The sequence below is a fragment of the Bradyrhizobium sp. S69 genome (genome assembly GCF_009766005.1).
Lineage (GTDB): Bacteria > Pseudomonadota > Alphaproteobacteria > Rhizobiales > Xanthobacteraceae > Bradyrhizobium.
In genome coordinates this window covers 1-18,685 of the sequence record NZ_LMUK01000027.1, presented here as the reverse complement: position 1 = coordinate 18,685, position 18,685 = coordinate 1, and the positions used below count along the sequence as shown (strand labels likewise).

Below are 18,685 nucleotides of genomic sequence, written 5' to 3'. Positions count from 1 at the left end.
CGAGCGCGTCGTACTCGGCCTTGACCCTGGGGTTGGCGAGCAGACGGGCCTTCAGCTTTTCGAACTGGATCGTCATGTGATGTCCTTTGCTCTCCGCCTAGCAAAGCATATTCCGCCGTTAACAACGATAGAGAAGCGGCTTATGGCTTCGGCTAATCCGCGCCGCGTGCTCAGAATGGCAGCTTGTCGCCAAGTCCGGTTTCAGTTGCCAGCTTGCGGAGGTCGGCAAGGGTATCTTCCGGCAGCAATATGCCGAGCCTAGTGTTGGCCGTGTGATGGCGGGCCTCCAACTCGCCGGGATAGACGATCTCATCGAAGCCTTGCGCGAGAGGCACGGATTTCAAATCTGAAATCATCTGCTCCATGCGTGCGTTGAAGTCGGCCAAGGGTTGCATGGCTTCGATATTTATCGCGATCATGAATTGCCCTGCGCCACTGCGATGTTCGCTTTGGTAGGGTCCGTGAACTCCTGAGCCAAACGCGCTTCCCGTGGCAACGCCGGAAAGCATGTCCATCATCACGGCGATGGCGTAACCCTTGTGTTGGGCCATGGGGAGGATAATGCCGTCGATCGCTTCGGCCGGGTCGGTCGTTGGAAAGCCCGCCGCATTGATCGCCCAGCCTTCGGGAATGGCTTGGCCCTTCTGTTTCGCCAGATAGACCTTGCCTCGCGCCACCCCTGTATTGGCGATATCGAGAACCATCGGCGAATGCTTGCCTGCCGGTGCCGCCCAGGACCATGGATTGGTCCCCACGGTCTTGGCGCGGCCACCCCAGGGAGCCATCGCGGGGCTTGCGTTGGTGGACAAAAACGCGATGCATCCCTCCGGCGGCGCCATCAAGGTAAAGTACATCGCGGTTCCGAAATGATTGGAATTGCGCAGACCGACGGCGCCGATGCCGTGCAATTTGGCGCGGCGAATGGCCTCTTTCATCGCGAAGGCGGTGAGCACCTGGCCCATGGCGTCGCCTCCGTCGATGACGGCGAGCGCCCCGAAGTCGGAGACAAATGTTGGCCGCGCGACCGCGCTGCAAACGCCCGACCTGATGCGGGCGGCGTACCAGGAAAGACGCATCACGCCGTGCGACTGATGCCCCCACAGATCGGCCTGCACCAACGTATCCGCCGCAATCAAAGCATCCGGTTCGGGCATGCCGATCGAGACATAGACGGCGGTCGCAAAATCCCTGAGGGAATTGACCTCAATCCGACCTGTAGCCATCGTGGTATCATTCACGTTCGTGACAGCGATGAAAGCCAGAATACCCTTTTAATCGGCATGCGCAAATTGCGCGCGCGTCAAATACGACTGCGCGCCGCGCTCGCCCCGCGGCTCCCGCTCACTCGTCCAGCAGCTTCCACGATGTCTTCTCGAACACCGCCATGCGCAACGAATTGAAAGGCGAATAGTTCTGCTTCGAGTTGGTGAGCTCGATGCCCGGCAGCAGCATGCCGACGCGCTGCTTGTTGAAGCTGGTGGCCTGCGTCAGCAGATTTTCGCGGGTCAGGTCGTCGCCGCATCGCTCAAGCCCGAGCGCGATGGCCTGGGCAATGATGTAACCGGACAGGCCGATGAAATCGTTCGGGCTGTCGTTCGGCGCCCACTTCTTCATGAAGGCGAGATATTCGGCCACGTCGGGATCGTTGGCCCAGGCGGGATCGCCGGCCTGCTTGGTGAATTGCGTGGTGTAGGCGCCCTGCACGTTTTCCAGTCCGGCGGGTGCCAGCACGCCCTGCACTGAATTGACCGGGCTCGCCAGGAACTGGGCCGGCTTCCAGTTCAGTTCGCCGGCTTTCTTGATCGCCTGGGCGGCGAACTTTGGCGTCGTGAAATAGACCAGCGTGTCGGCGCCGGAAGCCTTGAGCTGGATCACCTCGGAATCCACGGTCGGATAACTCATTTCGTAATTGGCTTCCGCCACGATTTTGGCGCTGCCGTCGCCCAGCGCCTTCTTGAAGCCGGTGAGGTAGTCCTTGCCATAATCGTCGTTCTGGTAGAGCACGGCGATCCTCGCATTCGGCATGTGCTTGACGATGAACTGGCCGAAGGTGGCGCCTTCCATTTCGAACGGCGGATAGAACGAAACGGTCCAGGGGAAATTCTGCGGATCGTTGAAGCGTCGGCCGCCGGCCGAGATGAAGACCTGGGGAACCTTGTTCTGGTTCAGGTATTTTTGCACGGCGACGTTGGGGACGGTGCCGACGGTGCCGATCTCGGCCAGCACGCCGTCATCGTCGACCAGCTTGCGGGTCTGCTCGATGGCTTTCGGAGGGCTGTAGGCGTTGTCGAGCGAGATCAGGTTCACTTTCCGGCCGTTGATGCCGCCCTTCTCGTTCAGCATCTGGAAATAGCCGGTCATGACGCGGCCATAGCTCGAAAAGGCCGATGCCGGTCCGCTGTAGGGGACGGTCTGGCCGATCTTGATCTCGCTGTCGGTGACGCCGGGGCCGTAATGCTTTTCGGCGCCGATCGCGGCTGCGGCGGTACCAGCCAGAACGAGGGTCGAAACGGCGAGCAGGCCCGAGATCTTCATGTTTTCCCCCGTGTTATTTCTGATTTCGTTTCGGCTGCGTCATAATCAGTACGCATGTGTATCATATACTATAAAACGGTTATGTGGCGGCACAACCCCTTGAGCGCCTGTTGCGGCGCGAAAGTGCATGGCGGGCACGCGTACGCTTCCCTTTGGCTTGAACGCCGGCTGGCATATGATACATATCGTACTAAAGCGTACGATATGCCGATGCTGCTTCGTGGAAACAGCGATGGTGGCAGGGGAGAAATGATGGGTAGCAAGGGCGCAACGACGCTGGCGGCGTTGAGGATCGGCGGACGCGTCGCCTTCGAGCGCCTGACACGGCCGAAGGCGCGGCGACGGGAGGATGTGCCGTGTTCGCCGGGCGCGATGACGCCGGAATGGTTGACGGCCGTGCTCTGCAAGGAGGTCCCCGACGCCGTCGTGACGCAGCTCGAAGTCAAGGCTGCCAGCGCCGGGACGCACGAGCGTCACCGGCTGATCCTCACTTACAATGAAGCGGGTCGCCGCGCCGGCCTGCCGGGTTCGATCTTCACCAAGTCGTTGCCGAGCGTCGTCACCCGCATGATCGGCGGTTTCAACGGTACGGCGCGGGTTGAGGGCCGCTTTTTCAGCGAGATTCGGTCGCAGCTTCAGATCGAGGCGCCGATCGGCTACCACGCCGCCTTCGATCGACAGACCTTCGCGTCGATGCTGCTGTTGGAAGATCTGGTGGCGACGAAAAAGGCGACGTTCTGCAATCACACCACCTATGTCTCCCGCGCGATGGCCGAAGACATGATCGATCTCCTGGCGTCGCTTCACGCGCGTTTCTATGGGGATACCGAGCTTGCGACCCGTTACCGCTGGCTCGCGCCCTATCCCCGATGGTTCACGATCGGCGCGGAAAAGATGAGCCTGGAGCATTACACGCGAAAGGCATTCGCGGCTGCGTCACACATCATCCCGGAAAAAATATTGGCGCGGGGCGATGCGGTGTGGCCCGCGGCTGTGCGGGCGCTCGCGGTCCATGACAGCGAGCCGCAGGGTCTCGTGCACTCCGATGTGCACATCGGAAACTGGTACCAAACCGGCGCCGGGAAGATGGGCCTGTGCGACTGGCAATGTCTGTCGCGTGGCCATTGGTCGCGCGATTTCGCCTATGCGGTGACCGCGGCGCTGACGCCGGACGATCGCCGCAACTGGGAAAAGGATTTGCTGGTTCGCTATCTCGAGCGGTTCGCTGAGCACACCGGCACCAGGCCGGATTTCGACGCGAGCTTCCAGCATTACCGGCAGCAGATCGTGCATGCGCTGTTGATGTGGACGATCACGCTATGTCACTCGCGCTTGCTGCCGAGCATGCAGCCGGAAGCGACCACGCTGGCGATGATCGAGCGCATCACGACCGCGATGGCGGATCTGGATTCGCTCGATGCGTGATCGACGTCACGGCGCGCTCCAGCGTCAGGAACCCCAAGGTTCGATTCCTCGATCAGCAAAGTAGCGCTCAAGGGCGGCCGCGGTGCCGGCGGGAGTAACGAGAGCCAGGTAGCTATCGGGACGCAGCAGATATAACGCATCGCGAACCAGTCCCGCCGTCTCGTGTTCCCGATGCCATTCGAACACCTGCAACGGGATATGCTTTTCCGCGCACCATGCCTCGATCTCCCGATGCGACGAACCATAGAAATGCACCTGCCAGCTCATGGTGCTGAGAAAATCGAAATTGTCTGCGCCGGCGACCGGCGCCCAGGGGAGGCGATCACCGCCTTTGATATGGCCTGCCGCGCCCTGGCTTAGCGCGCAGTCGCGATAGTTGAGGGTGATCTGGGAGACCGTCTCGAACATGAACCTGCGTGCAAAGTCGTACTTGAATGCAGCGGGGGCGAGAACAGGCACGATCCGCGTCCGGACGATTTCCGCGATCCGGCCTTCGGCGGTTGCAAGGCTAAACGCGCGATCGGTCGTGGCGACCAGTCGCCGGGCGAAGGCGATCCGTTCCTCTTCATAGCTATCGAGCAAATCAGGGCGAGCGGCGCCGGAGATCACGGCGGCCAGCTTCCATGCGAGGTTGATGGCATCGCCAATGCCCGTGTTCATGCCCTGGCCGCCGGCCGGGCTGTGAATATGCGCGGCGTCGCCCAACAGGAATGCCCGGCCCTTGGCGAAATGATCGGCCACGCGGTGATGCACGTGATAGGTGGAGAACCAATTGACCTTTTCGACCTTCACTTTGAGATGGTCGATCGCGTGGCTCGAGACATCCTCGAATGTCAGCGTATCGGCGCGTTCGGCACGCTCATCGCGCACGGTGCCGATCAGGCGCGCACGGCCCGGCCCCTTCAGCGGAAAGATCGCCAGGAAGTCCGCTTCATCGAGATCGACGTGAAGCTCGCCGTCCATCGCCGGTCCGGAGGCCTCGACATCGGCGACGTAAAACACTTGCTGGTAGGTTCCGCCTGGGAAGCCGACCCCGATGCCGTGACGAATGACGGACCGGGCGCCATCGCAGCCCGCGATGTAGCTTGACTGGCATTCTTGTTCCTGACCGTCCGCGCCGCGTAGTCTTGCAGTGACATGATCGCCTTGATCGCTGAATTCCATCAACTCGGTTTGCCGCTCGACGCGAACACCAAGGGTCTCCAGTTTCGCGATCAGCAGTTGTTCGTGTTCATCCTGCGGAAAGGTCATGGGTCCATAGGGCGTCAGGCCGGCATTGATGGTCTCGAATGAAATACGTGCTTTGGTTTCGCCTTGGACCCACAGATTGATCGCCGGAACCGTATGCCCGTGGGACACGACGGCATCGGAAAGATCGAGCTGGCGATAGAGCTCGAGCGTTCGCGCCTGCACCGCGACAGCCCGGGATGTGGTGCCCGGTTGCGAAGTCTTGTCGATGATGCGCACGTTCACGCCAAGCTTGGTCAGCCACAGCGCCAGCACAAGGCCCGTCGGCCCGGCGCCGACAACGAGTACATCGGTGCGTGTCATGTTTTCTTCCTTCCAGAAGCCGTGCCTGTCGTGGGGGAGCCTTGAAGTCCGTGAATGATGGTTTTGGAATGCTGTAGCGCCAGCGCTTGCAGGTCAGGCGGATTACTCGCGGTGCTGGCGAAGACCTCGCGGAAAAGTAGGGCCATCACCATCGGGCCAACCAGCGAAAAGGCGTGAAGGCGCGCATCACCGGCAACGAGCTCGCCGCGCTTTTGTCCGCGGGCGATCAATTTGGTCAGCGTATCGAGCACGCGGGACACGATGTCGTCGTGCCAGATGCGCGCCAGATCGGGAAAATTCCGCGATTCGGCGATCACCATTTTAGCGATCGCCGGAAGTTTGCTGTTGGCCGCCAGCGCGGCGATGTTGGACAGCATGATCGGAAAAAGTTGCGTCGTCGGACCCTCGAAGCCACTCGCAAAAGCTTCCATTTTCTCGAAGTCCGCCGCGAATGCCGTGCTCACGACCGCGCGAAACATCTCTTCCTTGGTTTCGAAATACAGATACAGCGTGCCCTTCGAAATCCCCGCGAGGCGCGCGATGTCGTCCAGCTTTGCCGCCGCGAAACCCTTGTCGGCAAAAACGTCGAGCGCTGACGCGATGATTTCCGCGGGCCGCTCTGTCTTGCGCCTGCGCCGTTTCGGCGGCTGGTTTGGCATGGATGCACCAGTTAATGACTTTAAAGTCATTAATTTAGCACGCCTTTCCCGTCAATAGACATTGTCGCCTGCTACGGGAACTTGCCCGCCTGCACGCGCGTGGAGGGCCGCGTGGGGCGCGGCCCTCCAGCATTGCTATGTCGCGGGCCTGCCGGCTACGGCAAGACTGGCTACGGCAACACGGGCTTCGGCGAGAACGGCGGAGCCACGAAACCCACGATCTGGGTCACGACGAGATCGTTGTCGACATTCGGGTCACGATAGACACCGATCTCGGCGAACTTGCCGTCGGGCAAATCCGCGAGCTGGTTCAGAAAGCCGTAGATCACGTTGACGCCGCCAGACTTGACTTCGCCTTCGCGCGGGCCGCGATCGGCCCAGGCACATTCGCCCTTGCCGGGCGCCGCTGCGCCTGCACCATCCTTGGCCCATTTGAACTGCGTTTGCGGTTCAAGCGAGGAACTGGTCTTCATCGGCCCCTGGCAGTACAGCGGGAAGGAAGGCTGCGTCGGCTCCATCCAGAAGATGGTCTTGTCCGGCGCATCCAGGGTCACGACGATATGTGACGTCGTCTTCGTGAAGTCGGTCAGCACGTGCACGGCAGGATCGTTGCCGACCGTTTGCGAAAGCTGGTTGGTCTTGGTCGATTCCGCCGACCCCGCCATCGTGAGCTTGCCGGCGAAATCGGTGAAGGCGGTCGAGGAGCCGGAGACCTGAGGGCTCTGGTTCTCGATGATGAACTCCGCGGCCTTGCCGAGCGTCATGCAGCCCGCGGTTCCTGGGCTTGCCGAGCAGAGCGGAAGCGCCTTGACCGACCAGCATGGCGAACCGGTGGCCGAGGTGCAACTGAACACCGCGCCGGTGGACAGGTCTTGCAGGTATGTGCAGCCATACCCGCCTTTGATGTCGGCGTTGCCCTTGGAGTCGCAATACCAGGCTTCCGAATAGATCTGGTCGCCGGGATTTGGTGTGAAGTTACCGCCATATCCATTGCTGTTCGGATCGCCACAGCAATATTCCCGCCAGCTTCCATAGGAAGCGGCACTCGATGTCGTGTAGAGATTGATGCCGTCCTGGATCAGGCCGGAGCCGGTACCAAATCCGCCAAGACCGTTCCAGACCGCGACTTCGGTGGTGGTGGTCGCATCGCCGCCGGGAATGGCTTGCGGCACATTCCAGACCGCCTCGACCACGGGATAATCGGCTTCGCCGGTCAGGACCGAGCCGACCCACCATGGCGCCTGCTGCGACGTCGGGCCATGGGAATGCAGGTCGGGATGTTTGGCTTCAAGCATTCGTCCCGACTTGGTCGCGGCCATCAACCAGCGTTCATAGGCCTCGGGGTTCTTGGTGCGGTCGGGCCTCAGTCCGTATCCGCGCTCGATCAGTTCGGATTGACTGAAGCTTTGCGGATCGCCCTGCAACGCCGGGCGGTCGACGCCTTTTTCCTTGGCGAGATCGAGCGGATGTGGCGCGAACGTCTCGGTGGAGGCAAGATCGACCGCAAATGATGAGGCTTTGCCGCTGGCATCCTTGCAATCGAGCGACAGGTGCTCGGCAGCACCCTTGACGGCATGGAAACGCGCGTAGCCGTCGTCGTCGGTGGCGACCGGTATTCCCTTGGAGGCTTCCGTTCCCGGAGCAACGAGCATGCATTGCAATCCGGGCGCGGCGTGGACCGCGGCAGCCTCAAAGGCTTTTGCCGCGGCGGGCGTTTCAGCCGCCCGGGCTTGCGTCATGAGTCCCCCAGAGAGGGAACATAGTGCAAAGCCTCCGATGATTGCCAATCCGACGCTTGAGTTTCGGAGCAATCTAAGACTCTTCATCATTTGACTCTCCTTAAAGCTAAGAGTCCGGCTCGAAAGCGGGACTCGGGTTTCACCGCACGTCACCCGATCAATTCTCAAAGCAAAGAATTTCGAGTACGACTGCTCTAGCGCTCGCGTCATCGGCTTCGTATGAAGCGGCTTACAGTTGCGCGCGGCTCCCGACGTTGTGATGGCGCGTATCGGTGCGCGCTAACGTCGCATCTGGAATGCGAGTATTATTTATAAATTGCACGTTATGGGTGAGGCGGGGTAATTAGCTGCCAATGGAAATAAAATGGCAATAAGAAGAAGTCATGTCATCGCGCGCGCCGCGAGGCTTGCGCTCGCGATCATCTTCACGCCGCCGGCTCTGATCGCCGTCGGTGCGCTGGGCCATGCGGTCGCATCGCTTGGTGTGATCTCGCTCGCATCGGCGCAGCCGGCCGCGCTGACGAAAAAGCAATCGGATGCGCTCGACGCCTACAACAACGCCGTGAACAATTTTGATCGTGTCCTCGGCGAGCGGCGCGCGCAGATCGATGCCGGTCAGGCGCTGCCGAACCTGCCGGGGCAGGCGCTCTACCTCGCGCGCAACAGCATGATCGGAGCGCGCAAGGATCTTACTGACGTGCTTCCGTCCAAGATCGGACGCCCCAACAAGTTCAAGATTCCGCCGGCCTATTTTGACGCCGAAAATGAACCGTTGATCGATGCGTACACCCGTCTGTTTGCCGTCATGCAGGCGCCGCCCGCCAACGCGCAGAACTCAACCGCGCCCTTCAAGGACTTGGTCGACCTGGGAATGGCCATCGCGCGAGCGAGGGGTCTCGATACCCCAAATGCCGAGGCGGCTGGTCGCATCAGCCTGGGGCTGTTCTTCGCCGAGACCAATGGCAATCAGAACATCGGAAACGCGCGATCGAATACCTACAAGGGGAGTTTTCAGACCGGTCCATCCGAAGACGAAAATGGCCGCAAGAAGTGGGCCGCGATCAAGCCGCTGATCGCCGCCTTCGATCCCGCCCTGATCGCGCGCGACGACGAGCAGGAGGCGCGGGTCGGCCGGCTGGATCATCGCTACAATCACTGGACCGCGGTGCGCGATGGCCTGATGAACGCCCATGCCGAACTGTTCCAGCAAATACCCGAGATCGTGAAGACGTTGCCGGATCCGATCGATCAAATGAAATTCTTCGAGCTGATTCAGATCGTCCCGGCGCCGACCAGGTCCGCCCTGAGGTCAGGCGACCTGCTCGGATACCGTGTTTCCGATCCGACCGTCATGAAATATCTGCGCAACAACAGCGTCTTCGCCTTTGGACAGGCCGACAGGGCGCGGACCTCGGCGAGCTTCCGCGAAATTCTCGATGCGATGTGGCTGTTCAACGATAAATTCGAACGGGCGCTTGCCGAGTTTGATAAGATCAGGCCGCGCAAAGTGCATTGAAGCGGACATTTCGTCATGCCCGGGCGGAAGCGCGAAGCGCGTCTTCGCGCTAGATGTCCCGGCCAAGACAAAAAGTGAGTGACGGAATTGAGGTATGCTGTCGCTGCTGCACGCGCAGCGAATCACTCTGGGGAAGCAGGCATTGCCGTCAGGGAGAACATTCGCGAAGGTAGGCATCGGCGTTCGGCGCTGCCGCCGCATCGTCGCCGCCACGGTCGCCGCATCGTTGCTGTTGCCGATCGGGGCCAGCGATGCCGGCTGGCTGTCGGATATCTTCAAGGACAAGTCAAAGCCCGGCCATTCACGAGAGCATGTCACCTCGCCGACGCGAACCGCCCGCAAGGCGGCTGCCTCGCCCAGGCGTCATGTCGAACGGCGCGCCGCCTCGAACCCCGATGCGTCGAAACCGATCGCAACCCTGTGCGATCCCGCGAAATTCCGCATCGTTGTCGATGTCGGGCATACCGCCAAATCGGAAGGCGCCACCAGCGCCCGTGGCGTACCCGAGTTCGCCTTCAATCTGCATTTGGCGCAGCGGATCGAGGCGAAATTGAAGGCCGCGGGCTTTGCGGGAACGAGACTGCTCGTGACCGAGGGCAACTCAAGGCCCAGCCTGGTCAGGCGCGTCACGGTCGCCAACGATCTGCCCGCCGACTTCTTCCTGTCGATCCATCATGACTCGGTGCCCAACAAATTGCTCGAGGACTGGGACTTCGACGGCAACAAGCGCCATTTCAGCGACCGCTTCAGCGGCTATTCCGTCTGGGTCTCGCGCAACAATCCGGACTTCAAGACAAGCCTTGCGTTCGCCGAACTGCTGGCCAGACAGATGAAGGCCCGTGGCATGACCTATGCCCACCAATATACCGAGGCCATCATGGGTCACTACCAGCATCCCCTCCTGAACAAGGACACCGGCGTCTACAGCTACGATGAGTTGATCGTGCTGAGAAAGACGCACATGCCCGCGGTGCTGCTGGAGGCCGGCTCGATCATCAACCGGGACGAAGAGCTCAAGATGGACTCGCCCGAGCGCCGCGACATCATCAGCAGCGGGGTCGCCGCAGCCATGAAGCAATTCTGCGATTCCCGATCGGCCACCCATCCCGATGTCGCGGCGAAGGCGCCATCGCAGGATCATCCTGCGCAAGACCATCCTCCTCAAGACCATCCTGCGGAAGCCGCGAAGCCCGAAGCCGGGTCGCGATGAGGCTTGATTGCGAAAACAGGATGATGCCGGGCGCGTCGCGCCGCAAAAGGCGCGTCCGTGCGAGCCTTGTCCTTGTCACGGGTCTAGCCCTGATCCTGACGGCGCTGCCTGTTTCGGCTCTGGCAGGCACCGCGTTGCCCAGGGGCTTTGTTTATTTGCGCGATGCAGATCCGACCATCGTTCAGGACATCCGCTATGCCGGCTCCCATAATTTCGTGGGACGGCCGGTCAAGGGCTATCTCGCCGCCGAGTGTATCCTCAGCGACCGCGCCGCAACGGCGCTTAAAGCGGTGCAGAACACGCTGGCGGAGAAGAAGCTCTCGCTCATCGTCTGGGATTGCTACCGGCCGAGGCGGGCCGTCGACGATTTTCTACAATGGAGCAAGGATCCAGCGCATGCGGAAATGAAGGCCGAATTTTATCCGCGCACCGACAAGCAAAAGCTGTTCGCGCTCGGCTATCTCGCAACACGATCGGCTCACTCGCGGGGCAGCACGGTGGATCTGGGGATTGTGCCAAGCCCATTTTCATTGCCGCCCCGGAATCCGGTGCTGGCCCTCAAGGCCTGCACGTTGCCAAAGGGCGAGCGGTTCGAGGATGGCACGATCGATCTCGGCACCGGCTACGATTGTCTGGATGGTATGGGAAATACCTCGAACGCGTCGGTCGGCGAGGCCGCGCTGCGCAACCGCCAGCTCTTGAAATCCACCATGGCAAAAGCCGGATTTCGTCCCTATGCGAGGGAGTGGTGGCACTTCGAACTTGTCAACGAGCCCTTTAGTCAGGGCTTTGACTTCGAAGTCTCGCCGTCATCGAACGGACGGCCTGCGCGATAGAACTTATCAGGCCAGGGAGCACTGGTTCGCACGCGAAAAATTGTCTGGGCTTCGTTATATCGACAGTGTTTCCGTTCTGGTGCCAGGACTCCTGGCACTAGGATCCCCGGACGGGTTCTCGTTCGTCAACCAGCCCGCCTCCCGCACCATGGCGACGGCGGACCGGGCGACGGGGGCGGTGATTCCGTTGACGAGTTGCAGACGCAGATTGCGGCCCTCGGTAACGGCGCGCACCACCGCTTTCCTTGCGACCCACCAGGAGCGATGCACCTGTAGGCCGTCGGCATTTTCGAGCGCCGCCATGGCCTGGTTGAGCGTTGCCAACACCAGGCGGGAGTTGCCGGCGCTATGGACCCGCACATAGTGGTCCTCCATCTGTAGGCAAAGCACCGCGGAAGGTGGCGCACCGAGTAGCCCGAAAGCCGTTGGCGGCGCTTCGCCGGCTTCCCTGGCCTGTTGCCTCTTATGCGATCGCGCCTGGATCCAGAGCGTGAAACCCAGCACGACCGGCGCGGCGGTGATCTGTCCTTGCAGATACCAATCGAGCGGCGTCAGTCGTTTCAGGAAAGGCCATATCGATACGGCGATCCAGGCGACCCAGATCTGGAATGGCGCGTTCAGGATGGCGGCCCCGAGGAGGATCGATATCCACGTCATCGCCGGGCTGAGGCGGAGCCGCAGCACCGCCCGGATCAGCGATCCGAAAAGCAGGATTCCCGGCCAGAAGCAGGCGAGTTGGAACGCCACGCGCTGCCACGCCGGTCCATTCATATAGCTGCCGAACGGCCCGATCAGACCCAAAAAGATCGCGCAGACGCTCCCGACCGCAAGGTCGATGGCCCAATCCCGCCAGAAATCCCGCCGGTCCGTTTCGCTCATGACGTCATCCTAGAGCGTTTTCGAGCGAACCGGGCACCGGTTCGCGTGAAGAAAACGCTTCAAAATAAAAGACCTCCGTGGCGATTGGCCCGGCCGCGAACCCATTCGCCCGTTGGCGAACAATCGGTGGCGCGAGGCTTACGCCGTTTGCAGGATGTTTGGCGTTCCAACCCCGCCGAGAGGTTCCATGCGCACCATCCTTGCACAGGTTTTCGCCGCCTTCATCGCAGCCGCCGCCGGCCCCGCTCACGCCGCGGTCGGATTCCAGCATTTCAGCATCACGGACCCGCAAGGGCCGCCGATCGAAGTCGGCGTCTGGTATCCGACCGGCGCCGCGCCGAAGCTGGAGGCCATTGAAGGCAATCAACAGATGGTCGCCCGCGACGCCGCGGTCGAGGGCGCCGGTCTGCCTCTGGTGGTGATATCCCACGGCCACGAAGGCTTCTATGCTGGGCATCGCGACACCGCCGAGGCGCTGGCCAATGCGGGGTTCGTCGTCGCAGCACTGTCGCACAATGGTGACAGCTCGCGAGACCCGAGCAATCCGATCGCGATCTGGCAACGCCCCCGCCAGTTGAAGCTGTTGATCGACTACATGCTGGGCGCGTGGGGCGATCATGACCGGATCGATGCCAATCGGGTCGGCGCGTTCGGCTTCTCGGCCGGCGGCTTCACCGTCCTGGTGGCGGCCGGCGGCGAGCCGGATCTGGGGACCGTTACCGATCACTGCAAGGCGCATCCCGCTTTCGAAGTCTGTCAGATCGTGCAACAGCACCCGTCGCTGCCGCTGCAAGCCGATATCGTTTGGACCCACGACCCGCGGATCAAGGCGGTGGTCTCCGCCGCGCCCGCCCTCGGCTTTGCTTTCGACCGCAAGGCCCTGGCGGCGGTCCGACAGCCGGTACAGCTCTGGCGAGGCGAAGATGACGAGGTCCTGCCACACCCCTATTACGCCGAAGCAGTCAGGCTCGCTCTGCCGGAGCCGCCCGAGATGCACGTCGTGGCCGACGCCGGGCATTATGACTTCTTGCCGCCGTGCTCGGCGAAACTGGCCGCGCGCCTGCCGGCGATCTGCACCAGCAGACCGGGTTTCGACCGCGCCGCGTTCCATGAGCGCTTCGATCGCGACGTCGTCGCCTTCTTCGCGCGGACGCTGCGATAGCTGGGGTCGCGTAGGATGGGTGGAGCCAACGGGCCCGGCCCTCGGCCGGCCCGATGATAAACTCAGCGATACCCATCAATTTCGTCCTTGAGGCGATGGGTTTCGCGAAGGGCTCAACCCATTCTACGAACTGTATTAGCAATCGGTTGACGCTAATTGCGGCACAGATCGCGTATTGACCCATTCGCAACCTATACGCGACACGATCAAGCAACCGGCAAAAATACCGAAAGCGTCAAAAAATGATGTGGATGCGATGCATGAAGCGTGGCTTGGGAACCGTAGCGGTTTTCTTTGGCGCGGTCGCCATACTTGGCGTAGTCGAGGGTCCAAAGCCGCTGCTGTCCGATTGTATCAATAGTGCTGTCTACGTCGACGCGTTGCATCGCGTGGTCCAGTTCGCCTCGTTAGTGATGGGCGCCATATTCTTTGCCTGGCGACAAGCGGTAAACCCAATTCCATTCCCTTGGAAAATAGTTCGCCGGCAGACGTGATCCAGGGCCGCGCGAATTGCAGCAAACGGTTTGACGGCTCCGATCAAAAGCAGCGCGTAGGATAAGTGGGGCCAACGGGTCTGGCCCTCGGCCGGCCCGATGATAAACTCCGCGATACCCATCAATTTCGTCCTTGAAGCGATGGATTTCGCGAAGGGCTCAACCCATCCTACGAACTCGCCTGGGCGACACTCCGGGTACGCGACCTAATTCGGCTTCGCGGTATCTGCCGCGACCGGCGCGCTGGCGGGTGCGGCGGCATCGGGCGCGGCGGGTTTTTTCGCGGCGCCGGTCAAGCGTTCGATCACGGATTGCACCGCGTCGCGGGTCTTTTTATCTCTGACTGCGTCGAGCAATGGCGCCGAGGCCGGCGAGCGGCGGATCAGGATGTCGGGGTCGGGAAAGATCAGCGGATCGTCCCACGGGCCCTGCACCACGAACGGCAATTCGAATCCGGGCGGGCCGTTCGGCGCCGAGACCAGGCTCGCGGTGCCCTTTAGATCATATTCGCGGGACGGCAGCGACGCGGTGCCGGTCAGGGTCAGCCGCGCGGCCGGTCCCTCGACCCGGACATCCTCGGCGGTCGCGATACCCTCGCTGAATTTCACCGCGACATTCAGAGTGTCGTAGGGCGTCGAACCGCTGCGGAAATTGCCGCCGCCGGACAAGGGCCGGCGTTCCAGCCGCTTCAGCAATTGCTCGGCGTCGAAGCCGGCGATCGCGCCGTCATGGCCGATCAGGCTCGCGGTGCCGTCGAGCGATTGCGCCAGCCCGAACGGGCTTGATCCCGACGCCACCAGCGAGACGTTGAGGTTGCCGCGGCCGGACAATTTGGTGATGCCGAATAATTCGCTGGCGCAGGCTTGCAGGTCGACATCGGTGAACTGGAGCTGGGCCTTGACGTCGGCGACCGCATCCGAGCGCGCGATCCCGAACGAACCTCGCGCGATGCCGCCATAGATCTGCGCCTCGCCGATGCTGAGCGCCAGCGTGCCGTTGCGCAAATTGGCGCCGAGCGCGGTGCGCCCCAGTTTCGACGGGCCGACCGTGAGCTTCGCCGCCGACAGCCGCATGTCGAGATCGGTGGTCGACAGCGAATTCAGATCGAACAACTGCCGGTTCCAGTCGTGCGCGCCGCTGGCGAGCAGGCGGAAGGTCGAGATATAGGGCGTGAAGTCGAGCGCGCCGGCGGCGAGTGTCGCCTGCAAGGCCTGGCGACCGTTGTTGCTGTAGGTCATCACGCCTTCGGCGACATTGCCGTCGAGCTCGACGTTGACATTGGTAAGCGCGATCGAGGCGCCGACCACATTGGCGCGCGCCTTCAGCGCGAAGCGGCCGAAGCCGCCGCTGCCGGGCGGCGCCTGACCGGTCCAGCGCAGCGCGTTGCGCAACGAGGTCGAGTCGATGGTCAGCGTGCCTTCCATCATCATGCTGGTGCGATCGGCGACGGTGCCGTCGAACGCCAGTTTCAGCGGCGCGCTGGCGAGCCGCGCCTTCAGGCCGGAGCGGTCGCCGGACAAAGCCGCGATGAAATCGCTGATGCTGATGCTGCCGTCGACGCGTTCGCCGCGCCAGTCGAATTGCCCGGTGGCGGCAAAGGAGCGCGAGATCGACGGCCACGCCAGCGACAGGTCGATATCGTCGAGCGCCTCGGTGAGTTGATTGGCCGCATCCTCGTAGGCCAAAACCCCGTCCTGGATCCGGATTTCCGAAAACGACACCTGGTTGTCGGCGCCGGGCTTCATGGTGCGGGCGATGGTCTGGATGAACGGCGTCCAGTTGCTGTCGCCGTCGGCGTCGCGGACGACGTGGATATGCGGCCGCAGCATCATGACGTCGGCGATTTCGAAACGCTGCAGCAACAGCGGCAGCAACCGCAAATTCGCGGTCAGGACGTCGACCGACAGCGCGGGGTCGGCGGTGCCGCCGCCCTTCAGCCCGACGTCATGGAAGGAGACGTAGCTGCCCGGAAACACTGAGACATCAATATTGCCCTTGACCACCAGATCGAGGCCGGTCACGGCGCGGATCTGAGCCTCCACCGCCTCCCGCAGCGCGTCCCGGTTCAGGAACCAGGACATCGCGATCAGGCCAAACAGCACCAAGCCTATAAATGCCGCAACCGGCATCCCCAGGCGCTTTATTCCTTGGGCCATCGTCAATGACATATCCTGATCGGGTTGATGCCGTGGGAACGCGGTTCGGCTCGTTCTTAGGCTAGTTCTTGGGCTCGTTCTCGGCGCCACGATTGATAAAGACAGGCAGGACCCTCGGTCCATGCCAAGGTCCATGTCAAGGCATGCAACTTGCGGGGTTTTCTTGACGCTTTCAAGGCCATAGCCGGTGTTCCGGCCACGGCTTTATTGCAAACGCCCCGTCATTGACGCGTCGCGAAGATTTCGCCTAATAATCGCGGGCCAGTGTCCCGGAACCATTCCGCTGCCGGACGACACGCCCCACTCGATCAGGTCGCTTGCCATGAAAAAGGTCTACCCAGACGCCAAATCGGCACTTGAGGGCATTTTGAAGGACGGCATGATGATCATGTCGGGCGGCTTCGGCCTGTGTGGCATCGCCGAAACCCTGTCGGACGCGATCCGGGACTCCGGCGTCAAGAACCTCACCGTGGTCTCCAACAATGCCGGCGTCGATGGCATCGGGCTCTCCAGGTTGCTCGAGACCCGGCAGATCAAGAAGATGATCTCGTCCTATGTCGGCGAGAACAAGCTGTTCGCGCAGCAATATCTCGCCGGCGAACTGGAACTCGAATTCAACCCGCAGGGCACCCTGGCCGAGCGGATCCGCGCCGGTGGCGCCGGTATCCCGGCCTTCTACACCAAGACCGGCGTTGGCACCCTGATTGCCGAAGGCAAGGAAGTGAAGGAATTCGACGGCGAGAAATATCTGATGGAGCGCGGGCTGTTCGCCGACCTCGCCATCGTCCACGCCTGGAAGGGCGATACCGCGGGCAACCTCGTCTATCGCAAGACCGCGCGTAACTTCAATCCGATGATGGCGACCGCGGCAAAATTCACCGTCGCCGAAGTCGAGCATCTAGTGCCGGCCGGCGAAATCGATCCCGACCATATCCATACGCCGGGCATTTTCGTCAAACGCATTATCGATGTCGGCGGCGCGCAAAAGCGCATCGAATTCCGCAACACCCGCCCGCGTCCCGCGGCCTGACCCAGCGCATGATCCGGAAAAGGGGGTACCGGTTTTCCGACAAGATCATGCGCCAACAAAAGACCGCAGGAGATCATCATGGCCTGGACCCGTGAACAGATGGCCGCCCGCGCCGCCAAGGAATTGCGCGACGGCTACTACGTCAACCTCGGCATCGGCATTCCGACGTTGGTGTCGAACTACATTCCCGACGGCATCGACGTTAACCTCCAGAGCGAGAACGGCATGCTCGGGATGGGGCCGTTCCCCTATGAGGGCGAGGAAGATCCCGACCTGATCAACGCCGGCAAGCAGACGGTCTCCGAATTGCCGACCACCAGCTATTTCTCCAGCGCCGAGTCCTTCGGCATGGTGCGCGGCGGCCATATCGACCTGTCGATCCTCGGTGCGATGCAGGTCGCCCAAAATGGCGATCTCGCCAACTGGATGATCCCCGGCAAGATGGTCAAGGGCATGGGCGGCGCGATGGATCTGGTCGCGGGCGTCAAGCGCGTGGTGGTGGTGATGGAGCATTCCGCCAAGGACGGCGCCAAACTGTTGAAGCAGTGCAATCTGCCGCTGACCGGCGAAAAGGTGGTCGACATGGTCGTCACTGATTTGGCGGTATTCACCATCGACAAGCACGGCAAGGACGGCATGGCCCTGATCGAGCTCGCCGACGGCGTCACGCTCGACGAAGTGAAGTCGAAGACCGAAGCCGAATTCCGGGTTGCGCTGAAGAACGCGTGAGATGGCCGCATGAGCCGGTCGTCGCCAACGATCCGGTCTGCTTCTGCCGAAGATGGCGATTTCATCGCCCGCACTATTCTGTTGGCGCAGCGCGGCCAGCGGCCACGCGGCTGGTTCGACATCACCCTGGGCTGGCCGGAGCCGAAAGTCCTTTCGTTTGTGGAACGGATCGCCCGCGCGCGGACGCGATCCTGGTGGCACACCTCGCAATTCTTCATTGCGGAAGTCGATGGCAATCCGGCGGCGGCGCTGTGCGCGCTGCCGGCAGCCGGGACCAGCGCCGCCGCGCAAAAGGCGTTCGCGGAAGTCGCGCGCGACGGCGCATTGAGAGCGTCGGAACTGGCGGCGATCGTCCAGCGCTCCGGCTATAGCGAGAATTGCTGGGTGCAGGGCGGCGAAGGCGATTGGATGGTCGAGCATGTCGCCGCGTTACCGTCGTATCGGGGACGCGGGCTGGTGCAGGCCCTGATCGACCACGCGCTCGCCGTCGGCCGGGCGGCCGGATATCGACAGGCCTCGATCTCGTTCCTGATCGGCAATGAGGTGGCCGAGCGTTGCTACGCCAAGGCGGGATTTGCATTTGCCGAGGAGAAACGCGACCCGGCGTTTGAGACGCTGACGGGCGCGCCAGGTTTTCGGCGATTTGCGCGAGAGATTTAGGTTGTAGTTTGTAGCCCGGATGAGCGAAGACCGTATGTCCTTCCCAGATTGAGGCGACTCGCCCTCGATGCGCAAGCGAGGGTTGCCCGGATAGGCTGGGTAGA

At 61.9% G+C, this 18,685-nt stretch carries 17 protein-coding genes; 9 read left to right on the top strand and 8 right to left on the bottom strand.

Annotated elements, in window-relative coordinates; translation table 11 throughout:
• Nucleotides 1-170: 170 nt before the first annotated feature.
• Nucleotides 171-1,223, bottom strand: coding sequence for an Ldh family oxidoreductase (locus GSQ88_RS10550; RefSeq protein ID WP_159007686.1), 1,053 nt, complete (start codon nt 1,221-1,223; stop codon nt 171-173).
• Between the two features lie 118 nt (nt 1,224-1,341).
• Nucleotides 1,342-2,535: an ABC transporter substrate-binding protein gene (locus tag GSQ88_RS10545; RefSeq protein ID WP_159007685.1), complete on the bottom strand. Its 1,194-nt coding sequence runs from the start codon at nt 2,533-2,535 to the stop codon at nt 1,342-1,344.
• A 252-nt stretch (nt 2,536-2,787) separates the two neighbouring features.
• Between GSQ88_RS10545 and GSQ88_RS10540 the strand changes: the two genes are divergently transcribed.
• Entirely contained in the window at nt 2,788-3,960 is a 1,173-nt protein-coding gene (locus GSQ88_RS10540; protein ID WP_210253782.1) for a phosphotransferase family protein, read from the top strand.
• Between the two features lie 24 nt (nt 3,961-3,984).
• On the opposite strand, the gene GSQ88_RS10535 is transcribed toward GSQ88_RS10540, so the two are convergent.
• Both GSQ88_RS10535 and GSQ88_RS10530 read right to left on the bottom strand, forming a co-directional pair.
• On the bottom strand, nt 3,985-5,511 hold the full coding sequence (locus GSQ88_RS10535) for an FAD-dependent monooxygenase (protein WP_159007683.1): 1,527 nt from the start codon (nt 5,509-5,511) through the stop codon (nt 3,985-3,987).
• Nucleotides 5,508-5,990, bottom strand: coding sequence for a TetR-like C-terminal domain-containing protein (locus GSQ88_RS10530; protein ID WP_246735219.1), 483 nt, complete (start codon nt 5,988-5,990; stop codon nt 5,508-5,510). The genes GSQ88_RS10535 and GSQ88_RS10530 overlap by 4 nt, the downstream gene beginning before the upstream one ends.
• A gap of 61 nt (nt 5,991-6,051) precedes the next feature.
• On the opposite strand from GSQ88_RS10530, the gene GSQ88_RS35580 reads away from it, so the two are divergent.
• Entirely contained in the window at nt 6,052-6,228 is a 177-nt protein-coding gene (locus GSQ88_RS35580) for a hypothetical protein (protein ID WP_246735217.1), read from the top strand.
• 112 nt (nt 6,229-6,340) lie between these two features.
• On the opposite strand, the gene GSQ88_RS10525 is transcribed toward GSQ88_RS35580, so the two are convergent.
• Nucleotides 6,341-7,909, bottom strand: a complete 1,569-nt coding sequence (locus GSQ88_RS10525; protein ID WP_159007681.1) for a G1 family glutamic endopeptidase — start codon at nt 7,907-7,909, stop codon at nt 6,341-6,343.
• A 364-nt stretch (nt 7,910-8,273) separates the two neighbouring features.
• On the opposite strand from GSQ88_RS10525, the gene GSQ88_RS10520 reads away from it, so the two are divergent.
• The 3 genes from GSQ88_RS10520 to GSQ88_RS10510 all read left to right on the top strand — a co-directional run bounded on the left by GSQ88_RS10520 (nt 8,274) and on the right by GSQ88_RS10510 (nt 11,471).
• The gene (locus tag GSQ88_RS10520; RefSeq protein ID WP_246735214.1) at nt 8,274-9,425 is read left to right on the top strand and encodes a hypothetical protein; all 1,152 of its coding nucleotides are present in this window, start codon (nt 8,274-8,276) and stop codon (nt 9,423-9,425) included.
• Between the two features lie 94 nt (nt 9,426-9,519).
• Nucleotides 9,520-10,635, top strand: a complete 1,116-nt coding sequence (locus GSQ88_RS10515) for an N-acetylmuramoyl-L-alanine amidase family protein (RefSeq protein WP_159007680.1) — start codon at nt 9,520-9,522, stop codon at nt 10,633-10,635.
• A gap of 23 nt (nt 10,636-10,658) precedes the next feature.
• Nucleotides 10,659-11,471: a M15 family metallopeptidase gene (locus GSQ88_RS10510; protein WP_159007906.1), complete on the top strand. Its 813-nt coding sequence runs from the start codon at nt 10,659-10,661 to the stop codon at nt 11,469-11,471.
• 54 nt (nt 11,472-11,525) lie between these two features.
• Here GSQ88_RS10510 and GSQ88_RS10505 read toward each other — a convergent pair whose 3' ends face one another.
• Nucleotides 11,526-12,350 (bottom strand): LytTR family DNA-binding domain-containing protein, encoded by an 825-nt coding sequence (locus GSQ88_RS10505; RefSeq protein WP_159007679.1) that lies wholly within the window; start codon nt 12,348-12,350, stop codon nt 11,526-11,528.
• A 187-nt stretch (nt 12,351-12,537) separates the two neighbouring features.
• Between GSQ88_RS10505 and GSQ88_RS10500 the strand changes: the two genes are divergently transcribed.
• Entirely contained in the window at nt 12,538-13,512 is a 975-nt protein-coding gene (locus GSQ88_RS10500; protein ID WP_159007678.1) for an alpha/beta hydrolase family protein, read from the top strand.
• Nucleotides 13,513-13,718: 206 nt separating this feature from the next.
• Here GSQ88_RS10500 and GSQ88_RS10495 read toward each other — a convergent pair whose 3' ends face one another.
• The gene (locus GSQ88_RS10495; RefSeq protein WP_159007677.1) at nt 13,719-13,898 is read right to left on the bottom strand and encodes a hypothetical protein; all 180 of its coding nucleotides are present in this window, start codon (nt 13,896-13,898) and stop codon (nt 13,719-13,721) included.
• Nucleotides 13,899-14,212: 314 nt separating this feature from the next.
• Complete coding sequence (locus GSQ88_RS10490) at nt 14,213-16,162, bottom strand: AsmA family protein (RefSeq protein ID WP_159007676.1); 1,950 nt, start codon at nt 16,160-16,162, stop codon at nt 14,213-14,215.
• 322 nt (nt 16,163-16,484) lie between these two features.
• On the opposite strand from GSQ88_RS10490, the gene GSQ88_RS10485 reads away from it, so the two are divergent.
• The 3 genes from GSQ88_RS10485 to GSQ88_RS10475 all read left to right on the top strand — a co-directional run bounded on the left by GSQ88_RS10485 (nt 16,485) and on the right by GSQ88_RS10475 (nt 18,581).
• Complete coding sequence (locus GSQ88_RS10485; protein ID WP_159007675.1) at nt 16,485-17,192, top strand: CoA transferase subunit A; 708 nt, start codon at nt 16,485-16,487, stop codon at nt 17,190-17,192.
• Between the two features lie 78 nt (nt 17,193-17,270).
• Nucleotides 17,271-17,921 (top strand): 3-oxoacid CoA-transferase subunit B, encoded by a 651-nt coding sequence (locus GSQ88_RS10480; RefSeq protein WP_159007674.1) that lies wholly within the window; start codon nt 17,271-17,273, stop codon nt 17,919-17,921.
• Between the two features lie 9 nt (nt 17,922-17,930).
• Complete coding sequence (locus GSQ88_RS10475) at nt 17,931-18,581, top strand: GNAT family N-acetyltransferase (RefSeq protein ID WP_159007673.1); 651 nt, start codon at nt 17,931-17,933, stop codon at nt 18,579-18,581.
• Nucleotides 18,582-18,685: the final 104 nt, after the last annotated feature.

What these genes read in the sequence shown, in the direction of transcription:
- GSQ88_RS10550 (WP_159007686.1), bottom strand. Translation starts at nt 1,223, where the DNA reads ATGGCTACAGGTCGGATTGAGGTCAATTCCCTCAGGGATTTTGCGACC.
- GSQ88_RS10545 (WP_159007685.1), bottom strand. Translation starts at nt 2,535, where the DNA reads ATGAAGATCTCGGGCCTGCTCGCCGTTTCGACCCTCGTTCTGGCTGGT.
- GSQ88_RS10540 (WP_210253782.1), top strand. Translation starts at nt 2,788, where the DNA reads ATGGGTAGCAAGGGCGCAACGACGCTGGCGGCGTTGAGGATCGGCGGA.
- GSQ88_RS10535 (WP_159007683.1), bottom strand. Translation starts at nt 5,511, where the DNA reads ATGACACGCACCGATGTACTCGTTGTCGGCGCCGGGCCGACGGGCCTT.
- GSQ88_RS10530 (WP_246735219.1), bottom strand. Translation starts at nt 5,990, where the DNA reads ATGTTTCGCGCGGTCGTGAGCACGGCATTCGCGGCGGACTTCGAGAAA.
- GSQ88_RS35580 (WP_246735217.1), top strand. Translation starts at nt 6,052, where the DNA reads ATGTCGTCCAGCTTTGCCGCCGCGAAACCCTTGTCGGCAAAAACGTCG.
- GSQ88_RS10525 (WP_159007681.1), bottom strand. Translation starts at nt 7,909, where the DNA reads ATGACGCAAGCCCGGGCGGCTGAAACGCCCGCCGCGGCAAAAGCCTTT.
- GSQ88_RS10520 (WP_246735214.1), top strand. Translation starts at nt 8,274, where the DNA reads ATGGCAATAAGAAGAAGTCATGTCATCGCGCGCGCCGCGAGGCTTGCG.
- GSQ88_RS10515 (WP_159007680.1), top strand. Translation starts at nt 9,520, where the DNA reads ATGCTGTCGCTGCTGCACGCGCAGCGAATCACTCTGGGGAAGCAGGCA.
- GSQ88_RS10510 (WP_159007906.1), top strand. Translation starts at nt 10,659, where the DNA reads ATGCCGGGCGCGTCGCGCCGCAAAAGGCGCGTCCGTGCGAGCCTTGTC.
- GSQ88_RS10505 (WP_159007679.1), bottom strand. Translation starts at nt 12,350, where the DNA reads ATGAGCGAAACGGACCGGCGGGATTTCTGGCGGGATTGGGCCATCGAC.
- GSQ88_RS10500 (WP_159007678.1), top strand. Translation starts at nt 12,538, where the DNA reads ATGCGCACCATCCTTGCACAGGTTTTCGCCGCCTTCATCGCAGCCGCC.
- GSQ88_RS10495 (WP_159007677.1), bottom strand. Translation starts at nt 13,898, where the DNA reads ATGCAACGCGTCGACGTAGACAGCACTATTGATACAATCGGACAGCAG.
- GSQ88_RS10490 (WP_159007676.1), bottom strand. Translation starts at nt 16,162, where the DNA reads ATGGCCCAAGGAATAAAGCGCCTGGGGATGCCGGTTGCGGCATTTATA.
- GSQ88_RS10485 (WP_159007675.1), top strand. Translation starts at nt 16,485, where the DNA reads ATGAAAAAGGTCTACCCAGACGCCAAATCGGCACTTGAGGGCATTTTG.
- GSQ88_RS10480 (WP_159007674.1), top strand. Translation starts at nt 17,271, where the DNA reads ATGGCCTGGACCCGTGAACAGATGGCCGCCCGCGCCGCCAAGGAATTG.
- GSQ88_RS10475 (WP_159007673.1), top strand. Translation starts at nt 17,931, where the DNA reads ATGAGCCGGTCGTCGCCAACGATCCGGTCTGCTTCTGCCGAAGATGGC.